Source organism: Arthrobacter pityocampae (assembly GCF_002927275.1).
In the GTDB taxonomy this organism is placed as follows: Bacteria; Actinomycetota; Actinomycetes; order Actinomycetales; family Micrococcaceae; genus Arthrobacter_D; species Arthrobacter_D pityocampae.
The window spans coordinates 180,087-196,107 of sequence record NZ_PRKW01000006.1; the positions used below are offsets into that span (position 1 = coordinate 180,087).

The 16,021-nt window shown below is 70.3% G+C and carries 16 protein-coding genes; 3 read left to right on the plus strand and 13 right to left on the minus strand.

The annotated features are described in order from the left end of the window. The 7 genes from mmsA to C4K88_RS14815 all read right to left on the minus strand — a co-directional run bounded on the left by mmsA (position 1) and on the right by C4K88_RS14815 (position 8,805). Positions 1–1,530, minus strand: a complete 1,530-nt coding sequence (mmsA, locus tag C4K88_RS14785; protein ID WP_104122397.1) for a multiple monosaccharide ABC transporter ATP-binding protein — start codon at positions 1,528–1,530, stop codon at positions 1–3. A 113-nt stretch (positions 1,531–1,643) separates the two neighbouring features. Beyond that, positions 1,644–2,762 (minus strand): multiple monosaccharide ABC transporter substrate-binding protein, encoded by a 1,119-nt coding sequence (chvE, locus tag C4K88_RS14790; RefSeq protein ID WP_104122398.1) that lies wholly within the window; start codon positions 2,760–2,762, stop codon positions 1,644–1,646. Positions 2,763–2,820: 58 nt separating this feature from the next. After that, positions 2,821–4,335, minus strand: a complete 1,515-nt coding sequence (gene araA / locus C4K88_RS14795) for an L-arabinose isomerase (protein WP_104122399.1) — start codon at positions 4,333–4,335, stop codon at positions 2,821–2,823. After that, positions 4,332–5,042, minus strand: coding sequence for an L-ribulose-5-phosphate 4-epimerase (locus tag C4K88_RS14800; RefSeq protein WP_104122400.1), 711 nt, complete (start codon positions 5,040–5,042; stop codon positions 4,332–4,334). The genes araA and C4K88_RS14800 overlap by 4 nt, the downstream gene beginning before the upstream one ends. Continuing rightward, positions 5,039–6,853: a ribulokinase gene (gene araB / locus C4K88_RS14805; protein ID WP_241521991.1), complete on the minus strand. Its 1,815-nt coding sequence runs from the start codon at positions 6,851–6,853 to the stop codon at positions 5,039–5,041. The genes C4K88_RS14800 and araB overlap by 4 nt, the downstream gene beginning before the upstream one ends. Positions 6,854–6,917: 64 nt before the next feature. Beyond that, positions 6,918–7,919, minus strand: a complete 1,002-nt coding sequence (locus tag C4K88_RS14810) for a LacI family DNA-binding transcriptional regulator (RefSeq protein WP_438502356.1) — start codon at positions 7,917–7,919, stop codon at positions 6,918–6,920. A 79-nt stretch (positions 7,920–7,998) separates the two neighbouring features. Then, positions 7,999–8,805: a carbon-nitrogen hydrolase family protein gene (locus C4K88_RS14815; protein WP_104122402.1), complete on the minus strand. Its 807-nt coding sequence runs from the start codon at positions 8,803–8,805 to the stop codon at positions 7,999–8,001. A gap of 79 nt (positions 8,806–8,884) precedes the next feature. Between C4K88_RS14815 and C4K88_RS14820 the strand changes: the two genes are divergently transcribed. Further along, entirely contained in the window at positions 8,885–9,391 is a 507-nt protein-coding gene (locus tag C4K88_RS14820) for a DUF427 domain-containing protein (RefSeq protein WP_174705256.1), read from the plus strand. Between the two features lie 94 nt (positions 9,392–9,485). Then, positions 9,486–10,259 carry a SurA N-terminal domain-containing protein gene (locus C4K88_RS14825; protein ID WP_104122404.1) on the plus strand — a complete coding sequence of 258 codons (774 nt, stop codon included), beginning with the start codon at positions 9,486–9,488 and terminating at the stop codon, positions 10,257–10,259. Between the two features lie 77 nt (positions 10,260–10,336). Here the strand turns inward: C4K88_RS14825 and C4K88_RS14830 are convergent, their stop codons facing one another. Further along, on the minus strand, positions 10,337–11,623 hold the full coding sequence (locus tag C4K88_RS14830; protein ID WP_104122545.1) for an adenylosuccinate synthase: 1,287 nt from the start codon (positions 11,621–11,623) through the stop codon (positions 10,337–10,339). A gap of 256 nt (positions 11,624–11,879) precedes the next feature. On the opposite strand from C4K88_RS14830, the gene C4K88_RS14835 reads away from it, so the two are divergent. Continuing rightward, positions 11,880–12,482, plus strand: coding sequence for a hypothetical protein (locus C4K88_RS14835; RefSeq protein WP_104122405.1), 603 nt, complete (start codon positions 11,880–11,882; stop codon positions 12,480–12,482). Between the two features lie 10 nt (positions 12,483–12,492). Here C4K88_RS14835 and C4K88_RS14840 read toward each other — a convergent pair whose 3' ends face one another. The 5 genes from C4K88_RS14840 to C4K88_RS14860 form a co-directional block, all read right to left on the minus strand. Further along, the gene (locus C4K88_RS14840) at positions 12,493–13,362 is read right to left on the minus strand and encodes an oxygenase MpaB family protein (protein ID WP_104122406.1); all 870 of its coding nucleotides are present in this window, start codon (positions 13,360–13,362) and stop codon (positions 12,493–12,495) included. Between the two features lie 20 nt (positions 13,363–13,382). Beyond that, entirely contained in the window at positions 13,383–13,586 is a 204-nt protein-coding gene (locus C4K88_RS14845; protein ID WP_104122547.1) for a helix-turn-helix domain-containing protein, read from the minus strand. A 191-nt stretch (positions 13,587–13,777) separates the two neighbouring features. Then, positions 13,778–14,197, minus strand: coding sequence for a DUF3151 domain-containing protein (locus C4K88_RS14850; protein WP_104122407.1), 420 nt, complete (start codon positions 14,195–14,197; stop codon positions 13,778–13,780). A 4-nt stretch (positions 14,198–14,201) separates the two neighbouring features. Next, positions 14,202–15,221: a class II fructose-bisphosphate aldolase gene (fbaA, locus tag C4K88_RS14855; protein WP_104122408.1), complete on the minus strand. Its 1,020-nt coding sequence runs from the start codon at positions 15,219–15,221 to the stop codon at positions 14,202–14,204. A gap of 93 nt (positions 15,222–15,314) precedes the next feature. Continuing rightward, entirely contained in the window at positions 15,315–15,977 is a 663-nt protein-coding gene (locus C4K88_RS14860; protein ID WP_174705260.1) for a TrmH family RNA methyltransferase, read from the minus strand. Positions 15,978–16,021: the final 44 nt, after the last annotated feature.

The following is a 16,021-nucleotide window of genomic DNA, read 5'->3' on the forward strand; positions in this document are numbered from 1 at the left end:
TCAGTCCTTTTCCTTGGTCATGTAGTGCATGAGGAGTTCCGGTGTCGCCTCGGCGATGGGCACCTCGGCGGTGATGCGCCCCTCCGCGAGGGTGTAGATGCGGTCGCAGATGCCGAGGAGCTCGGGGAGTTCGGAGGAGATGACGATCACCGCTTTCCCCTCCCCGGCGAGGCGGTTGATGATCGTGTAGATCTCGTACTTCGCGCCGACGTCGATCCCGCGGGTGGGCTCATCCAGGATCAGGACGTCGGGGTCCGAGAACATCCACTTGGAGAGCACCACCTTCTGCTGGTTCCCGCCGGAGAGCTTCCCGGTGATGGAGGTGACGGACGGCGCCTTGATGTTCATGGAGCGCCGGTAGTCACCGGCGACCACGGTCTCCCGGCCGCCGTCCACCCAGCCGCGCTTCGCGAGCTTGCCGAGGGCGGCGCCGGAGATGTTGCGCTTGATGTCGTCGATCAGGTTCAGGCCGTAGCGCTTCCGGTCCTCCGTCGCGTACGCGATGCCGTGCCGGATGGCGTCGCCGACGGTCTTCGCGGTGATCGGCGTCCCGTTCTTGTAGAGCGTGCCCGTGATGTTCGAGCCGTAGCTCCGGCCGAAGATGCTCATCGCGAGTTCGGTGCGTCCCGCGCCCATGAGCCCGGCGACGCCGACCACCTCGCCGGCACGGACGGAGAGGTTCGCGGCGTCGACGATCACCCTGGTGCTCTCCTGCGGGTGATGGACGGTCCAGTCCTCGACCCGGAGCACCTCCTCGCCGATCGACGGCGTGCGGTCGGGGTAGCGGCTCTCCATGTCGCGCCCCACCATGCCCCGGATGATGCGCTCCTCCGTGACGGACCCGTCGTGCAGGCTGAGTGTCTCGATGGTGCGCCCGTCACGCAGGATGGTCACCGAGTCCGCGATCTCCCGGATCTCGTTGAGCTTGTGGCTGATGATGATGCAGGTGATGCCCTCCTCGCGGAGGCCCTTGACGAGCCCGAGGAGGTGCGCGGAGTCCTCGTCGTTCAGCGCCGCGGTGGGCTCGTCGAGGATCAGCAGTTTCACGTTCTTCGACAGGGCCTTCGCGATCTCGACGAGCTGCTGCTTGCCCACGCCGATGTCGCGGGCCCGCACCACCGGGTTCAGGTCCAGGCCCACGCGTCGGAGCAGCTTGGCCGCCTCGACGTTGGTCTCGTTCCAGTTGATGAAGCCGCGCTTCTCGCGTTCGTTGCCGAGGAAGATGTTCTCCGCCACGGACAGGAAGGGTGAGAGGGCGAGCTCCTGGTGGATGATGACGACGCCGGCGCGCTCGCTGTCCCGGATGTCCCGGAACTCCGCGATGCTGCCTTCGAACTCGATGTCGCCGTCGTACGTGCCGTGCGGGTACACACCGGACAGCACCTTCATGAGGGTCGATTTCCCGGCCCCGTTCTCCCCGCAGATCGCGTGGACCTCGCCGCGCACGACGTCGAGGTTGACGTCCTGCAGGGCCTTCACGCCCGGGAAGGTCTTGGTGATGCGGCGCATCCTGAGGATGTTCTCCGCCATGGTCGAGCCTCGCTTACGTCGGTGGATGTCCCGGCAGCGGCCGGGCGAGGTAGGGCGCCGGTGGCCCCGGACCGGGAAGGTCCGGGGCCACCGGCGTCGGGGGTGCGGCAGGACTACTTGAGCTCGTCCTCGGTGTAGTAGCCGGTCTCCACGAGGGACGCCTCGTAGTTGTCGACCGTGACGATCTCCGATTCGAGGAGGTAGGACGGGATCACCTTCACGCCGTTGTCGTACGTCTCGGTGTCGTTCACCTCGGGCTCCTCGCCCTTCATCAGGGCGTCGACCATCGTGACGGCCTGCTTGCCCAGCTCACGGACGTCCTTGAAGATCGTCGAGTACTGCTCGCCGGCGATGATGGACTTCACCGAGCCGACCTCGGCGTCCTGGCCCGTGACGACCGGCAGCTCGTCCGCGGAGTACCCGCCGGAGGTCAGGGCCGAGATGATGCCGATGGACAGGCCGTCGTACGGCGAGAGGACGCCCTCGAGGCGCTCGCCACCGCCGACGGTGAGGAGGTCCTCCATGCGGTCCTGCGCGGTGTCGGGGAGCCAGCGGAGGATCGCCGCCTGCTCGAAGTCGGTCTGCTTGCTGGGCACGCGCAGCACACCGCTGTCCAGGTAGGGCTGCAGGGTCTCCATGGCGCCGTTCCAGAAGAACGTGGCGTTGTTGTCGTCCGGGCTGCCGGCGAAGAGTTCGACGTCGAAGGGGCCCTTCTCGCCCGTCTCCTTGCCGTCGGCGTCGAGGACGCCGAGGCCGGTGAGCAGCGACGTGGCCTGCTGGACGCCGACCTCCTCGTTGTCGAACGTCGTGTAGTAGTCCACGGTGTCCGAACCGTTGATCAGACGGTCGTAGGCGATCACCGGGATGTCCTGGGACTCGGCCTGGTCGAGGACGCTGGTGAGGGTGGTGCCGTCGATCGAGGCGATGACGAGGGCCTTGACGCCGCCGTTGATCATGTTCTCGATCTGGGAGACCTGCGTGGGGATGTCGTCGTTGGCGAACTGCAGGTCCACCTCGTAGCCGAGGTCCTCGAGCTGGCTCTTGACGTTCTCGCCGTCGGCGATCCAGCGCTCGGACTGCTGCGTGGGCATGGCGACGCCGATCTTCGCGCCCTCGTTGGAACCGCCCCCCGCTGCGGCGTCGTCGCCACCGCCGCGGCTTCCGCCGCACGCGCTGAGGCTGAGGGTCAGGATGCTGGCGGCCGCGATGCCGGCCAGGTATTTCCGATTCATGGTGGATCTTTCTTGTGAGGGGTTTCCGGCAGAGAGAGCCGGCTTTCGGGGAAAGGACTCAGAGCTTCTGGGCCAGCCGGTAGTAGGCGGCGTTCCAGCGCAGTTCACGCTGGAAGTCCCGCAGCGTCGTGTCGGCGTCGATGCGGAGCAGTTCCACCTGGGCGATGTCCGCGAAGTCCTCGAAGACCTCGAGGCCCACCGCGGTGCTGAGGACGGTGTGGTGCGCGGCCCCGGCACTGAGCCACGCCGCCGCGGAGACCGCGAGGCTCGGCTCCGGCTGCCACACCGCGCGGGCCACCGGCAGGTTGGGCAGCGGGGCGTCCGGCGGGACCACCTCGACGGCGTTCGCGGTGAGGCGGAAGCGGTCGCGCATGTCGGACATCGCGACGACGACGCCCGCGCCGGGATCCGTGTCGAACACGAGGCGCACGGGGTCCTCCTTGCCGCCGATCCCCAGCGGGTGCACCTCGAGGGACGGCGTCGCGGTGGTCAGGGTGGGGCAGATCTCGAGCATGTGCGCGCCGAGGATCTTCTCCTCCCCCGGCACCAGGTGGTACGTGTAGTCCTCCATGAGGGAGGCACCGCCCGGGAGCCCCGCGCCCATCACCTTGGCGGCCCTGACCAGGACGGCGGTCTTCCAGTCGCCCTCCGCGCCGAAGCCGTAGCCGCGCGCCATGAGGCGCTGCACCGCGAGACCGGGCAGCTGCCGGAGCGCGCCGAGGTCCTCGAAGTTGGTGGTGAAGGCCCCGAAGCCGCCGTCCTCGAGGAAGGAGAGCAGCCCGAGTTCCTGACGGGCGCCGTAGCGCAGGGACTCGTGCCGGTCCCCGCCGCGGCGGAGCTCCGGTGCGACGTCGTACGTCTGCTCGTACTCGGCGACGAGGGCGTCGACGTCGGCCTCCGACTGTGACTCGACGGCGGCGACGAGGTCGTTGACGCCCCACGTGTTGATGGAGACACCGAAGCGCAGCTCGGCCTCGGTCTTGTCCCCCTCGGTGACGGCGACGTTACGCATGTTGTCGCCGAACCGGGCGACCTTGAGTCCGTGGACGGCGGCCCAGCCGGCGGCCGCCCGCTGCCAGGACGCGATCCCCGCGCACACGTCGGGGCTGGAGACGTGCCCGACGACGGTCTTGCGCGGCACCCCGAGGCGCGACTGGATGTAGCCGAACTCGCGATCACCGTGCGCGGCCTGGTTGAGATTCATGAAGTCGAAGTCGATCTCACCCCAGGGCAGGGCCACGTTGATCTGCGTGTGCAGGTGCAGCAGCGGCTTGCGGAGGGCGTCGAGGCCGGCGATCCACATCTTCGCGGGACTGAAGGTGTGCATCCAGGCGATCACGCCGATCGCGTGATCCGCGGCGTTGGCCTCGAGCGCCATGCGCCGGATCGAGGCGGAGTCCTTCAGCGTGGGCTTCCAGACCACTCGCACGGGCAGTCCGGCCTCCCCGAGCAGGCGGACGATCTCCTGGGACTGCTCGGCGACCTGCTGCAGCGTCTCCTCCCCGTAGAGATCCTGGCTGCCGGTGAGGAACCAGACTTCGTAGGCGTCGAGGGTGGTACTGAGGGCGCTCATGCGGGGGCTCCTGGGACGGGTTGACCGTACACGTTCTGGTAGCGGTCGAAGAGTGAGTCGATGTGTGCGGCGCCGATGGCGGCCGGGGCGCCGAGCTGCCGGGAGATGTGGACGGTCCGGGCCACGTCCTCGAGCATGACGGCGGCCTTCACGGCGTCCTTCGCGTCGCGGCCGATGGTGAACGGGCCGTGGTTCTTCATCAACACGCCGCGGGAGCGGTGGTCGGTGAGGGTCTCGACGATGCCGCGCCCGATGGAGTCGTCCCCGATGACCGCGAACGGTCCCACGGGGATCTCCCCGCCGAACTCGTCGGCCATGGCCGTGAGGACGCAGGGGATCGGCTCGCCGCGGGCCGCCCAGGCGACGGCGTAGGTGGAGTGCGTATGCACCACGCCGCCGACGTCGGGCATGTGCCGGTAGACGTAGGCGTGCGCCGCGGTGTCGCTCGACGGCGAGCGCTCCGACCCCGGGGTGCCGTCGACGACGGTGCCGTCGAGGTTGCACAGGATCTGGTTCTCGGGCGTCAGCTCGTCGTAGCCGACCCCGGAGGGCTTGATGACGAAGAGGTCCGCTCCGGGGACGCGACCTGAGACGTTGCCGCCGGTCCAGACGACGAGCCCGTAGCGCACGAGTTCGGCGTGCAGGGCGGCGACGTCCTGACGGACGGCGTCGATTGCGGCCTCGATCTCAGGGGTGAAGCTGCTCATACCGGGACCTCCTGCCGGTTGTGCGCCGAACGGCGGAGCGCCTTCAGGCGGTGCATGACGTCGTTGGTGCCGCGGCCGAAGTAGTCGTGCAGCTCCGTGTATTCGCGGTACAGCGCGTCGTAGGCCGCCGCGCGGTCCGCGTCGGGTGTGTAGGCCGCGCGGTGCAGGCGGCCCATGGCGGCGGCTGCGGCGTGGATGTCCTCGTACGCGCCTGCCGCGACGGCGGCGTGGATGGCCGAACCGAGGGCCGGGCCCTGCGAGCTGCCGATCACGGAGATGGGCATGTTCAGCACGTCGGCGTAGACCTGCATGAGGAAGGGGTTCCGGATGAGTCCGCCGGCCGCGACGAATTCCGTGACGGGCACGCCGGCCGTGTTGAAGGTCTCGACGATCTTCCGGGTCCCGAACGCCGTGGATTCCAGCAGCGCGCGGTAGATCTCGTGCGGCCGCGTGGCGAGCGTGAGGCCCACGATGGTGCCGGAGAGTTCGTGGTCGACGAGGACCGAGCGGTTACCGGAGTGCCAGTCGAGCGCGACGAGGCCGTGGGCGCCGACCGGCTCCGCCTGCGCCTGCTCCGTCAGGTACTCGTGGACGCTCTGGCCCTCCGCCGCGGCGGCGTCGCGGATGTCTCCCGGCACCTGGTGGGCGACGAACCAGGCGAAGATGTCGCCGACGCCGGACTGGCCGGCCTCGTAGCCGTAGAACCCCTCGACGATCCCGCCGTCGACGACGCCGCACATGCCCGGCACCTCGGCCAGCTTGTCGGAGTTCATGACGTGGCAGGTGGAGGTCCCCATGATGGCGACCATCTGGCCGGGGTCGGTGGCCTGCGCAGCCGGGGAGGTGACATGAGCGTCGACGTTCCCGACGGCGACCGCGATACCGGCGGGCAGCCCTGTCCAGCCGGCGGCCTCCTCGGACAGCGTCCCGGCCTTCGAGGCGAGGGCGCCGATGGTGTGCTCCACCTTCTCGCGGGCGAAGCCGGCGAAGTCGGGATTGAGTGCGGCGAGGAACTCCTCGGACGGATAGGCGCCGTCCTGGTAGATGCCCTTGTACCCGGCGGTGCAGGCGTTGCGCACGTACTCCCCGGTGAGCTGCCAGACGATCCAGTCGGCCGCTTCCACCCAGTGGTCCATGCGCCCGTACAGCTCGGGATCCTCCTCGAGCAGCTGCAGGCCCTTCGCGAACTCCCACTCGCTGGAGATCAGTCCGCCGTAGCGCGGCAGCCAGACCTCGCCCCGCTCGGCCGCGAGCTCGTTGATACGGTTCGCCTGGCCCTGGGCGGCGTGGTGCTTCCACAGCTTCACGTACGCGTGGGGGCGGCCCTCGTAGCCGGGCACCTCGTTGAGGGGCGTGCCGTCGGCGAGCGTGGGCACCATGGTGCAGGCCGTGAAGTCCGTGGCGATGCCGATGACGTCCTGTGGGTCGATGCCCGCGTCCCGCACGGCGGCGGGGACGGCGGTGCGCAGGACGTCCACGTAGTCGGAGGGAACCTGCAGGGCCCACTCGGGGGGAAGCTGCTCCCCCGTCGCCGCGAGCGTCGAGTCCATGACGGCGTGCGGGTACGCGAGCGTGGCGGTGCCGAGTTCGGCGCCGTCGGAGACGCGGACGACGACGGCGCGCCCGGACAGCGTGCCGTAATCGACGCCGATGACGTAGCCGGGCCTGCCGGCATCCCGGGTCGGCGCGGAGGCGCGCGGGGTGGAGTCGCTCAAGGGAAGGACCTCGTTGTTCTTCTCGGGACTGCTGGCAGTGCCCTGATGGATCGGAGTGGTGTGACCGGTCATGTGACCGTTCACATCAGCGGTCACCAGTGTGCAGCCTCCTGCGGGATGTGTCAATGATCGGGCCCGCCCGGGGCGTCAGTCCGGGGCGTCAGTCCGGGATGCGGGCTGCGGAGGAGCGGACGACGAGCTCGGGCCGCACGTCGTCGGCCGTCCCGTCCGGTGCGGGGGCGGCCGAGCCCGGCGCGCCGATCAGCCCGAGCAGCCGCGCGACGCAACGCCGGCCGAGTTCGGGGAAGTCCTGCCGCACCGTGGTGAGCGGCGGCCAGTAGTGGGCGGCCTCGGGGACGTCGTCGAACCCCACCACACTGAGGTCCTCGGGCAGTCGGCGCCCGCGCTCGCGGAAGGCGTGCATCAGCCCGAGGGCCATTTGGTCGTTCGAGGAGAAGACGGCGGTGACCCCGGGGTCTTCGACCAGCGCGAGCCCGGCGCGGTAGCCGGACTCCGCCGTCCACGTGCCGGAGAGGAGGGGTTCGGGCTCCAGGCCCCACGCCTGCATCTCGCCGCGGTAGCCGCGCACGCGGGCGTCCGTCTCGAACCAGCCGTCCGGACCCGCGATGTGCGCGATGCGCCGATGGCCCAGCTCGAGCAGGTGGCGGGTGGCGAGAACTGCTCCGCCGGACTGGTCCACGGACAGCCGGTGGTCGTCGCGTTCCCGGGCGGAGTGCACCGTCACGAACGGCAGCGTGATGGACAGCCGCTCGATCTCCCCGAGGGTCTGCGCCTGCGGTGCCAGGATGATGAGGCCGTCCACGCCGTGCGCGAGCAGCCGGTCCAGGGCGGAGCGGATCGATCCGCCGTCGACGTCGTCGAGGTGCGCGATGTCCACGGCGTACCCGGCCTCGCGCGCCGCGCTGTCGATGGCCTGCAGGCTCGCCGCGGGCCCGTACTCGAAGCCCTTGCTGACGAGCACCCCGATGGTGGTGGACCGGCTGGTCACGAGCGCACGGGCCGCCCGGTTGGGCCTGAAGCTGAGCTCGTCCATGGCGGCCAGCACGCGGTCGCGCGTCGCGGCGCGGAGGCTCGGGTGGCCGTTGAGCACGCGGGAGACGGTCTGGTGCGAGACCCCGGCGCGCCGGGCCACGTCCCGGATGTTGGCGGCACGGCCCTGGTCCGGGGACCGCGCCCCCTCCGCGGGGCGGGAGAACGCCGCCGGACGGGAGGGCTCCGCGTCAGTGGGCGTCGACAATGGTCTCGTTCCGCGCGAAGCGCCTGTTCCGCAGGACGGGCAGGAACTCGCGGACGTCGTCGACCCTGCGCCGCGTCACCCCGGTGGTGGCGACGCCGCGCTCCTCGTCCTCGAGGTGGGCCTGCGCGACCCCCATGGGGTCGATCACGGCGGAGTGGCCGATGGTGTGGCTGCTGGAGGTCCCGGCGGCCGCCACCCACACGGTGTTCTCGATGGCCCTCGCCCTGAGCAGGGTCTCCCAGTGCTCGATCTTGTGGTCGCCCTTGAACCATGCGGCCGGCACGCAGATGAGGTCCGCCCCGGCATCCGCGAGCGCCCGCGCCTGCTCGGGGAACCGGAGGTCGTAGCAGGTCATGAGTCCCACCGAGAGTTCGCCGATCCGGGCCACGGTGAGGCCGCCGTCGCCCGGTTTGATGCGCGTGGACTCGGAGTAGCTGAAGGCGTCGTACAGGTGCAGCTTCCGGTACGTGTCCACGATCCGGCCGGTCGCGTCCACGAGGACGAGCGTGTTGAAGGGCCGTTCCTCGCCGCTGGGCTCGTAGCCCCCGGCGACGACGGCGATGGAGTGCTCGGCCGCGATGAAGGACAGCTGCTGGACGAAGGAGGTCCAGGTGGCCTCCACGGCATGCCGGAACGAACCCTCGACCCGTCCGACCGTGAACATCGACTCCTCGGGGAAGACGATGAGGTCGGACCCCTCGGCGGCGGCCTCCGCCGCGAGGTCCCGCATGACGGCGAGGTTCGCCGCGGCATCACCATCCGGCCTGAACTGACCAACGCTGACCAACATGTTCCCGCCCTCACGTGTGGATGACACCCTGCGTCAAGCGTACAGACCCCGTCCAGCACGCGGGGGTAGCCTTCGTCCCATGAGGAACCCGGGAAAGAAGCAGCGCGTGGATCCCGGCCCCGGCCGGGAGTCGGTATGGGACTACCCGAGGCCGCCGCGCGTGGAGCGGACCTCGGCCAGGATCGAGGTGCGGTTCGGCGGCCGGCTGATCGTCAGCACGGACGACGCCGTCCGGGTCCTGGAGACGAGTCACCCGCCGGTCTACTACCTGCCGATCGACGCCTTCGCGCCCGGCGTCCTGGTCCCGGTCGACGGGTCCACGCACTGCGAGTTCAAGGGCGCCGCGAGCTATTTCGACGTCGTCGCCGGGTCCGCCCGCAGCCCGCGCGGCGCCTGGACCTACCCCACCCCGGTGCGCGGCTACGAGGACCTGTCCACGCGTGCCGCCCTCTATCCCTCGCGGATGGACGAGTGCACCGTGGACGGCGAGCGGGTGCAGGCGCAGGAGGGCGATTTCTACGGCGGGTGGATCACCGCGGCGATCGTCGGACCGTTCAAGGGCGGGGCGGGGACCTGGGGCTGGTAGCCCGACGGCGTGGAGCATCCGTCCAGCGGACAATCAGGTCGCTGCGCTATCGTCGCAGGCTGACCATCGCACGCAAGGCAAGGACGGGCTCGGCATGAGCATCAAGGGAACACATCTGGGCCGGCGGCTGCTCGCAGCCGCGTTCGTCGGCTCCATCGCGGTCCTGGGCGGCTGCGGAGCCGCGGGGGACGAGCCCGAGGACACGGCGTCGTCGAGCGCGGCGCCCGCGCCGGGCGAGTCGGCTGCCGCCCAGCCGGAGCCGGATCTCGAGGGCCTGCCCGACGTCGTCGCCGTCGTCAACGGCACCGAGATCAGGAAGGACGAGTTCACCACGGCGTACGAGAGCCAGTTCCCGCAGGCGGCCGCCCAGGCGCAGGCCGGCGGCCAGGAGGTGGACCAGGAGCTCCTGAGGACGACCGTGGCGGACAACCTGGTGAGCACCGAGCTGCTCCGCCAGGAAGCGGAGAAGCGGGACATCAAGGCGACGCCCGAGGCACGCGCCGCGGCGATCGACGAGCTGCTGGCATCGAGCCAGCTGGGCTCCGAGGATGAACTGCGGGCGGCCTTCGCCGAGCAGGGGCTCGACGACGCCGAGTTCGACGCCCAGCTCTCCGACCAGGTGGCGCTCGATGCGCTGATCGCGGACGAGGCCGGCGACACGACGCCCAGCGACAAGGAGATCCAGGAGGCGTACGACGCCGCGACGGCCCAGCAGGAGGCGAGTGGGGCCACGGCGTCGCCGCTGCCCCCGCTGGACGAGGTGCGGGACGAGATCGTGAAGCAGCTCGAGGGCGGCGAGACGTCCGAGGCCGCCCAGTCCCTGATCGCGAAGCTGCGCGAGGACGCGGACATCACCGTCAACCTGTAACCCCGGTACCGGTACTACCCGGACGGCAGCGGCCCCCTTCGCCGGACGAAGGGGGCCGCTGCCGTGTGGTCGACGGGTCAGCTGATGAGGTCGTTGACCACGATCGTCTGGTCGCGGTCCGGGCCGACGCCGATGGCCGAGAACCGGGTCCCGGAGAGCTTCTCGAGGGCCCGCACGTAGGTCTGCGCGTTGTCGGGCAGGTCCTCGATGGTCCGGGCACCCGTGATGTCCTCGGTCCAGCCGTCGAAGTACTCGAAGATCGGCTTCGCGTGGTGGAAGTCGGTCTGCGTCATGGGCATCTCGTCGTGCCGCACGCCGTCGACGTCGTACGCGACGCACACCGGGATGCTCTCGATCCCCGTGAGGACGTCGAGCTTCGTCACGAAGTAGTCGGTGAAGCCGTTGACGCGCGACGCGTGGCGCGCCAGCACGGCGTCGTACCAGCCGCACCGGCGCGGGCGGCCGGTGTTGACGCCGAACTCGCCGCCGGTCTTCTGCAGGTGCAGGCCCATCTCGTCGAAGAGCTCGGTGGGGAAGGGCCCGGCGCCCACGCGGGTGGTGTACGCCTTGATGATGCCGATCGAGCGGGAGATGCGCGTGGGACCGATACCCGAGCCGACGGACGCGCCGCCCGCTGTGGGGTTGGACGACGTCACGAACGGGTAGGTGCCGTGGTCGACGTCGAGGAAGGTCGCCTGGCCGCCCTCCATGAGGACCACCTTGCCGGCGTCGAGTGCCTCGTTGAGCACGAACGTGGAGTCGATGACGAGGGGCCGCAGCCGCTCGGCGAAGGAGAGGAAGTACGAGACGACCTCCTCGACCTCGACGTCGCGGCGGTTGTAGACCTTGACCAGCAGCTCGTTCTTCTGCTTGAGGGAGCCCTCGACCTTCTGCCGCAGGATCGACTCGTCGAAGACGTCCTGGACCCGGATGCCGAGGCGCGCCACCTTGTCCATGTAGGCGGGGCCGATGCCGCGGCCCGTGGTGCCGATCGCGCGCTTGCCGAGGAAACGCTCGGTGACCTTGTCGAGGACCTGGTGGTAGGGGGCCACGAGGTGGGCGTTGGCGGAGACGCGCAGCTTCGAGGTGTCCGCGCCGCGGGCCTCGAGGCCGTCGATCTCCTCGAAGAGCGCCTCGAGGTTGATGACGCAGCCGTTGCCGATGACCGGCACGGCGTTAGGGCTGAGGATGCCGGCGGGAAGGAGCTTCAGCTCGTACTTCTCGCCGTTGACCACCACGGTGTGCCCGGCGTTGTTGCCGCCGTTCGGCTTCACGACGTAGTCGACCCGGCCGCCCAGCAGGTCAGTGGCCTTGCCCTTACCCTCGTCGCCCCACTGGGCTCCGACAATGACGATTGCTGGCATGGGATCCTCCCCCATTCGGTACGGGTTCCTCCCGCGCGACGCGGGAAGCAAGCCGTGCATCAGAACGCCCCAACCGGTCGCGCACGGGGCGCGGCCACTGGGGCTCTTACCGTCCGAGTTTAGCCGAGGTGCCGGGGGAGCGCGGAAAAAGCTCCGGCCGTGACGGTTGCGGTTCCGTTGCGACTGCCCCTCCGAGCGGCCGGGACGACGGGACGCCGCAGGGACGCCGTCGAGCAGGCCCGGGCACAATGGGGGCATGGACCGCTTCGAAGGACACATCGCCGGCATCGGCACCGCCTCGGGTACGCGCCTGGTGATCGGGCGGTGGGACACCTCGCCCTTCGGCTCCTTCACCGACGTCATGATGGAGGACGCCGCGGGCCGGCGGACGCTGCTCGCCCCCACCGCCCAGATCGCGGACTACGTGGGTGCCACGTACACGTTCGACGACGTCGTGCTCACCCCGATCACCTCGGCCCTGGCGGGCGGCCGGCTCGTCGTCGACGCCGGGGATCTGCAGGTCCTCGCCGAACTGGGCGGCGTCACGCTGCTGGGGCGGCTCCTCGGCGTGCTCCCGCGGCGCCTGGCCACGCACCCGCGGTGGCTCGCGCTGATCAACCCGGTGGCATCGCTGCTCGTGAAGGGCGTCGCGACGGCCGGTTCCGCCGGGCAGGGCCGCACCGAGTACTACGGGGTCACCTCGGCCCGTGCCGTCCTCGGCGCGACCGCCACGTGGCGTGGCGCGGACCTCGGCACCCTCGCCCCCGTGAGCCCGCCGGTCCGGTTCGGCTTCAGCTCAGCGCCGCCCCGCCCGCAGCTGGTGACGGTGACGACGACGATCCGCCGCCCCGAGGAGTGACCGCCCGGACCTACCCGTCGGCGGCCAGCCGGTCCCGGGCCACCCGGTAGTGCGGCCAGTAGCGCACGCTCCCGGGCAGCAGGGGAACGACGAGCCGGGTGGACCGCCGGACGACGGCGAACACCACGCGTTCGCGGCGCCGCCACGGCAGGCCGTACCCGTCCCGCAGCCGTGCGGGCAGGATCCCCGCCGCGAGGATGGAAGGCAGCGGCCTGAGGGGCGCCGGGAGGAGCGGTGGGTCCGGCGCGAGGATCTGCCGGGCGATCAGGCGCGCCGTCGGCCCGACGTCGAGCGTGTCCTGGAGCTGCTCGGTGACGTAGCGTTCCAGGGCACGGTAGTCCTCCGGCAGCACCGCGTCCGTCACCCCGAAGAAGTGGGCCAGCTGCCGCATGTCCCGGTAGTAGGCGTCGCGTTCCGCCGGCGTCGTCGGGCGCAGGAAGCGTTCCGTCACCTGCAGGGCCGTCCACACGAGCGTCGCGAGGACCCAGAGGGCGAGGCCGGGATCGGTGGCACTGTAGGCCGTGCCGGCCGGCAGGGAGGCGGCGTCCCGGGGCAGCGTCCCGGTGACCGGTCGGTGCTTGCGTGCCACGTGCCCGGCGGCCGCACGCACCTGGGCCCGGTCCCCGAACGTGACCATGAGGACGGCGTCGAGGGTTCCGCGCAGTCGCTGGAGGGGGTCGGTGGCGAAGTCGCTGTGGGCGCGCACGCCCTCGCCGACCAGCGGGTGTGCCACCTGGAGCAGGAGCGCCGCCGGTCCGCCCGCCACGATCAGCCGCTCCCGGGCGACGCGCCACGCCGTCGAGCCCGGCCCGAAGAGCCCGGCATCCCCGGCGGCCCCGGGCCCGGGCGCGGGAGGGAAGAACCGGGCAGTGCCCCGCATGCCGTCCTGTCTGCCGTGGTTCAGATCGAGTAGTCGGACCCCGGGTTCGTCGAGGCGATGTACTCCCGTACCGCGCTCTGCGGCACCCGGTAGGAGCGCCCGAACCGGATGCTGTGGATCGTCCCGGCCTGGACCAGCCGGTAGACGGTCATTTTCGATACCCGCATCATGCTCGCGACCTCCGCCACCGTGTACAGGTCACTCGTATGCACATTCGTCGCCATGCTTACCACTGCTCCCATCCGCCTCACCACATTGAGTGGTCCTTTAACAGTGGTCGCGCTGGTAACAACGGCACAAGGAGCAGAACTACTTGTTTATGCTCCTCGGGTCCGAGTAGGGCTACGCTGCACGTCGCTCGAAGAGGGCGGGTCCGCCCCAGCGGACCCGCCCTCTCCCTCAGGTCACGAGGACCTCAGCCGGCGAGCTGTGCGCTGGCTTCCGGGTCCGATTCCCTGAGGAACACCGCGATCCGCTCGGCCTCCTCGATCTCGCCGATGGAGGCCGCGGCCCGGCCGAGGGCGAAGAGGGCCCGCAGGAAGCCCCGGTTCGGCTCGTGCGAGTACGGGATGGGCCCGGCCCCGCGCCAGCCGCTGCGCCGCAGCGCGTCGAGGCCCCGGTGGTAGCCGGTGCGCGCGTAGGCGTAGGACTCGATGGTCCGGCCCTCGGCGTACGCCTCGTCCGCGAGGATCGCCCACACGAGCGACGACGTCGGGTGGGCGGCGGCCAGATCGACGGCCTCGTCGCCTGCAGCGAGGCGCCCGACGACGTCGGGTTCCTCGGGCAGGAGGGTGGGCTCGGGGCCCAGCAGGTTCTTGCGGAACTCGTCCGACACGGCGCTAGAGCTTCTTGCCGGCGGAGCCGAGGGACGCGGCGGCTTCGACGACGCGCGCGGCGAGGCCCGCCTCGGCCGCGGCGCCCCAGACACGGGGATCGTAGGTCTTCTTGTTGCCGACCTCGCCGTCGACCTTCAGGACGCCGTCGTAGTTGCGGAGCATGTGGTCCGCGACCGGGCGCGTGAACGCGTACTGGGTGTCCGTGTCGATGTTCATCTTGATGACGCCGTAGGAGACTGCATCCGCGATCTCCTGGTCCGAGGAGCCGGAGCCGCCGTGGAAGACGAGGTCGAACGGCTTGTCCTTGCCGATCTTCTGGCCCACCTTGTCCTGGATCTCCTTGAGGATCTCCGGGCGCAGCTTCACGCCACCGGGCTTGTACACGCCGTGCACGTTCCCGAAGGTCAGGGCGGTGATGTAGCGGCCGTGCTCGCCGGCGCCGAGGGCGTCGATGGTCGCGAGGGCGTCCTCGACCGTGGTGTAGAGCTTGTCGTTGATGGCGTTATCCACGCCGTCCTCCTCGCCGCCCACGGTGCCGATCTCGACCTCGAGGATGATCTTCGCGGCCGCCGCGCGGGGCAGGATGTCGCGGGCGATCCGAAGGTTCTCCTCGAGGGTCTCCGCCGAACCGTCCCACATGTGCGAGTTGAAGATGGGGTCGCGGCCGTTCTTCACGGCCTCCTCCGAGGCTGCGAGGAGGGGCAGCACGAAGTCGTCGAGCTTGTCCTTCGGGCAGTGGTCGGTGTGGAGGGCGATGTTGACGTCGTAGTTCTTCGCGACCTCGCGGGCGAAGGCGGCGAAGCCGAGCGAGCCGGCAACCATGTCCTTGACGCTCGCGCCGGACCAGTACGCCGCACCGCCCGTGGAGACCTGCACGATGCCGTCGGAGCCCGCCTCGGCGAAGCCGCGCATCGCTGCGTTGAGGGTCTGCGAGGAGGTCACGTTCACGGCCGGGAACGCGAAGCCGCCCGCCTTCGCGCGGTCGATCATCTCGGCGTAAACATCAGGGGTTGCAATAGGCATGCTGAGGACTCCTTCGTGGTGGTGAGTGCTTCGCTTCATCCTAGCGAGCGGACCTGCCCGGTGCAGGGGCCGCCGGCAGGATGACGGCAGGGTTCAGACGGGCTGGCCGAACACGTGCCGGCGCACCCAGCCGTGCATGGCGATCGCAGCGGCCGCGGACGCGTTGATGGACCGGGTGGAGCCGAACTGCGCGATCGAGAGGGTCGCCTCCGCCACCTCGTGGACCTCCGGGGTGAGGCCGGGGCCCTCCTGCCCGAAGACGAGCACGCACTTCTCCGGGAGGTCGTAGGTCTCCAGGGGCACGGAGTCCGGGAAGTTGTCGATCCCGATAACGGCCAACCCCTCGGCAGCAGCCCATGCCGTGAAGTCCGCGACCGTGGGGTGGTGGCGGACGTGCTGGTAGCGGTCGGTGACCATCGCGCCGCGCCGGTTCCACCGGCGTCGTCCGATGATGTGGACCTCCCGGGCGAGGAAGGCGTTCGCCGTCCGCACCACGGAGCCGATGTTGAGGTCGTGCTGCCAGTTCTCGATGGCCACGTGGAAACCGTGCCGCCGCTCGTCGAGGTCCGCCACGATCGCCTCGTGCGTCCAGTACCGGTACGCGTCGACGACGTTGCGGGTGTCGCCGGCTGCCAGCAGCTCGCGGTCCCAGTGCTCGCCGTCGGGCGCCTCACCCTCCCACGGGCCGACGCCGACGGTCGGGCCCGGCGTCCCGTGCGGGTCGGTCGCATCGGTGGGGTCGGGCAGCTCCGGCAGGGGTTTCTTCACCGTCCAAGCGTAGACGGCACGGAAGGTGGGAG

Coding starts and splice junctions, on each gene's coding strand:
- C4K88_RS14840 (WP_104122406.1), bottom strand. CDS start 13,362: ATGCGGGGCACTGCCCGGTTCTTCCCTCCCGCGCCCGGGCCCGGGGCC.
- C4K88_RS14800 (WP_104122400.1), bottom strand. CDS start 5,042: ATGAGCAGCTTCACCCCTGAGATCGAGGCCGCAATCGACGCCGTCCGT.
- fbaA (WP_104122408.1), bottom strand. CDS start 15,221: ATGCCTATTGCAACCCCTGATGTTTACGCCGAGATGATCGACCGCGCG.
- C4K88_RS14830 (WP_104122545.1), bottom strand. CDS start 11,623: ATGCCAGCAATCGTCATTGTCGGAGCCCAGTGGGGCGACGAGGGTAAG.
- C4K88_RS14820 (WP_174705256.1), top strand. CDS start 8,885: ATGAGGAACCCGGGAAAGAAGCAGCGCGTGGATCCCGGCCCCGGCCGG.
- mmsA (WP_104122397.1), bottom strand. CDS start 1,530: ATGGCGGAGAACATCCTCAGGATGCGCCGCATCACCAAGACCTTCCCG.
- chvE (WP_104122398.1), bottom strand. CDS start 2,762: ATGAATCGGAAATACCTGGCCGGCATCGCGGCCGCCAGCATCCTGACC.
- C4K88_RS14825 (WP_104122404.1), top strand. CDS start 9,486: ATGAGCATCAAGGGAACACATCTGGGCCGGCGGCTGCTCGCAGCCGCG.
- araA (WP_104122399.1), bottom strand. CDS start 4,335: ATGAGCGCCCTCAGTACCACCCTCGACGCCTACGAAGTCTGGTTCCTC.
- C4K88_RS14815 (WP_104122402.1), bottom strand. CDS start 8,805: ATGTTGGTCAGCGTTGGTCAGTTCAGGCCGGATGGTGATGCCGCGGCG.
- C4K88_RS14845 (WP_104122547.1), bottom strand. CDS start 13,586: ATGGCGACGAATGTGCATACGAGTGACCTGTACACGGTGGCGGAGGTC.
- C4K88_RS14835 (WP_104122405.1), top strand. CDS start 11,880: ATGGACCGCTTCGAAGGACACATCGCCGGCATCGGCACCGCCTCGGGT.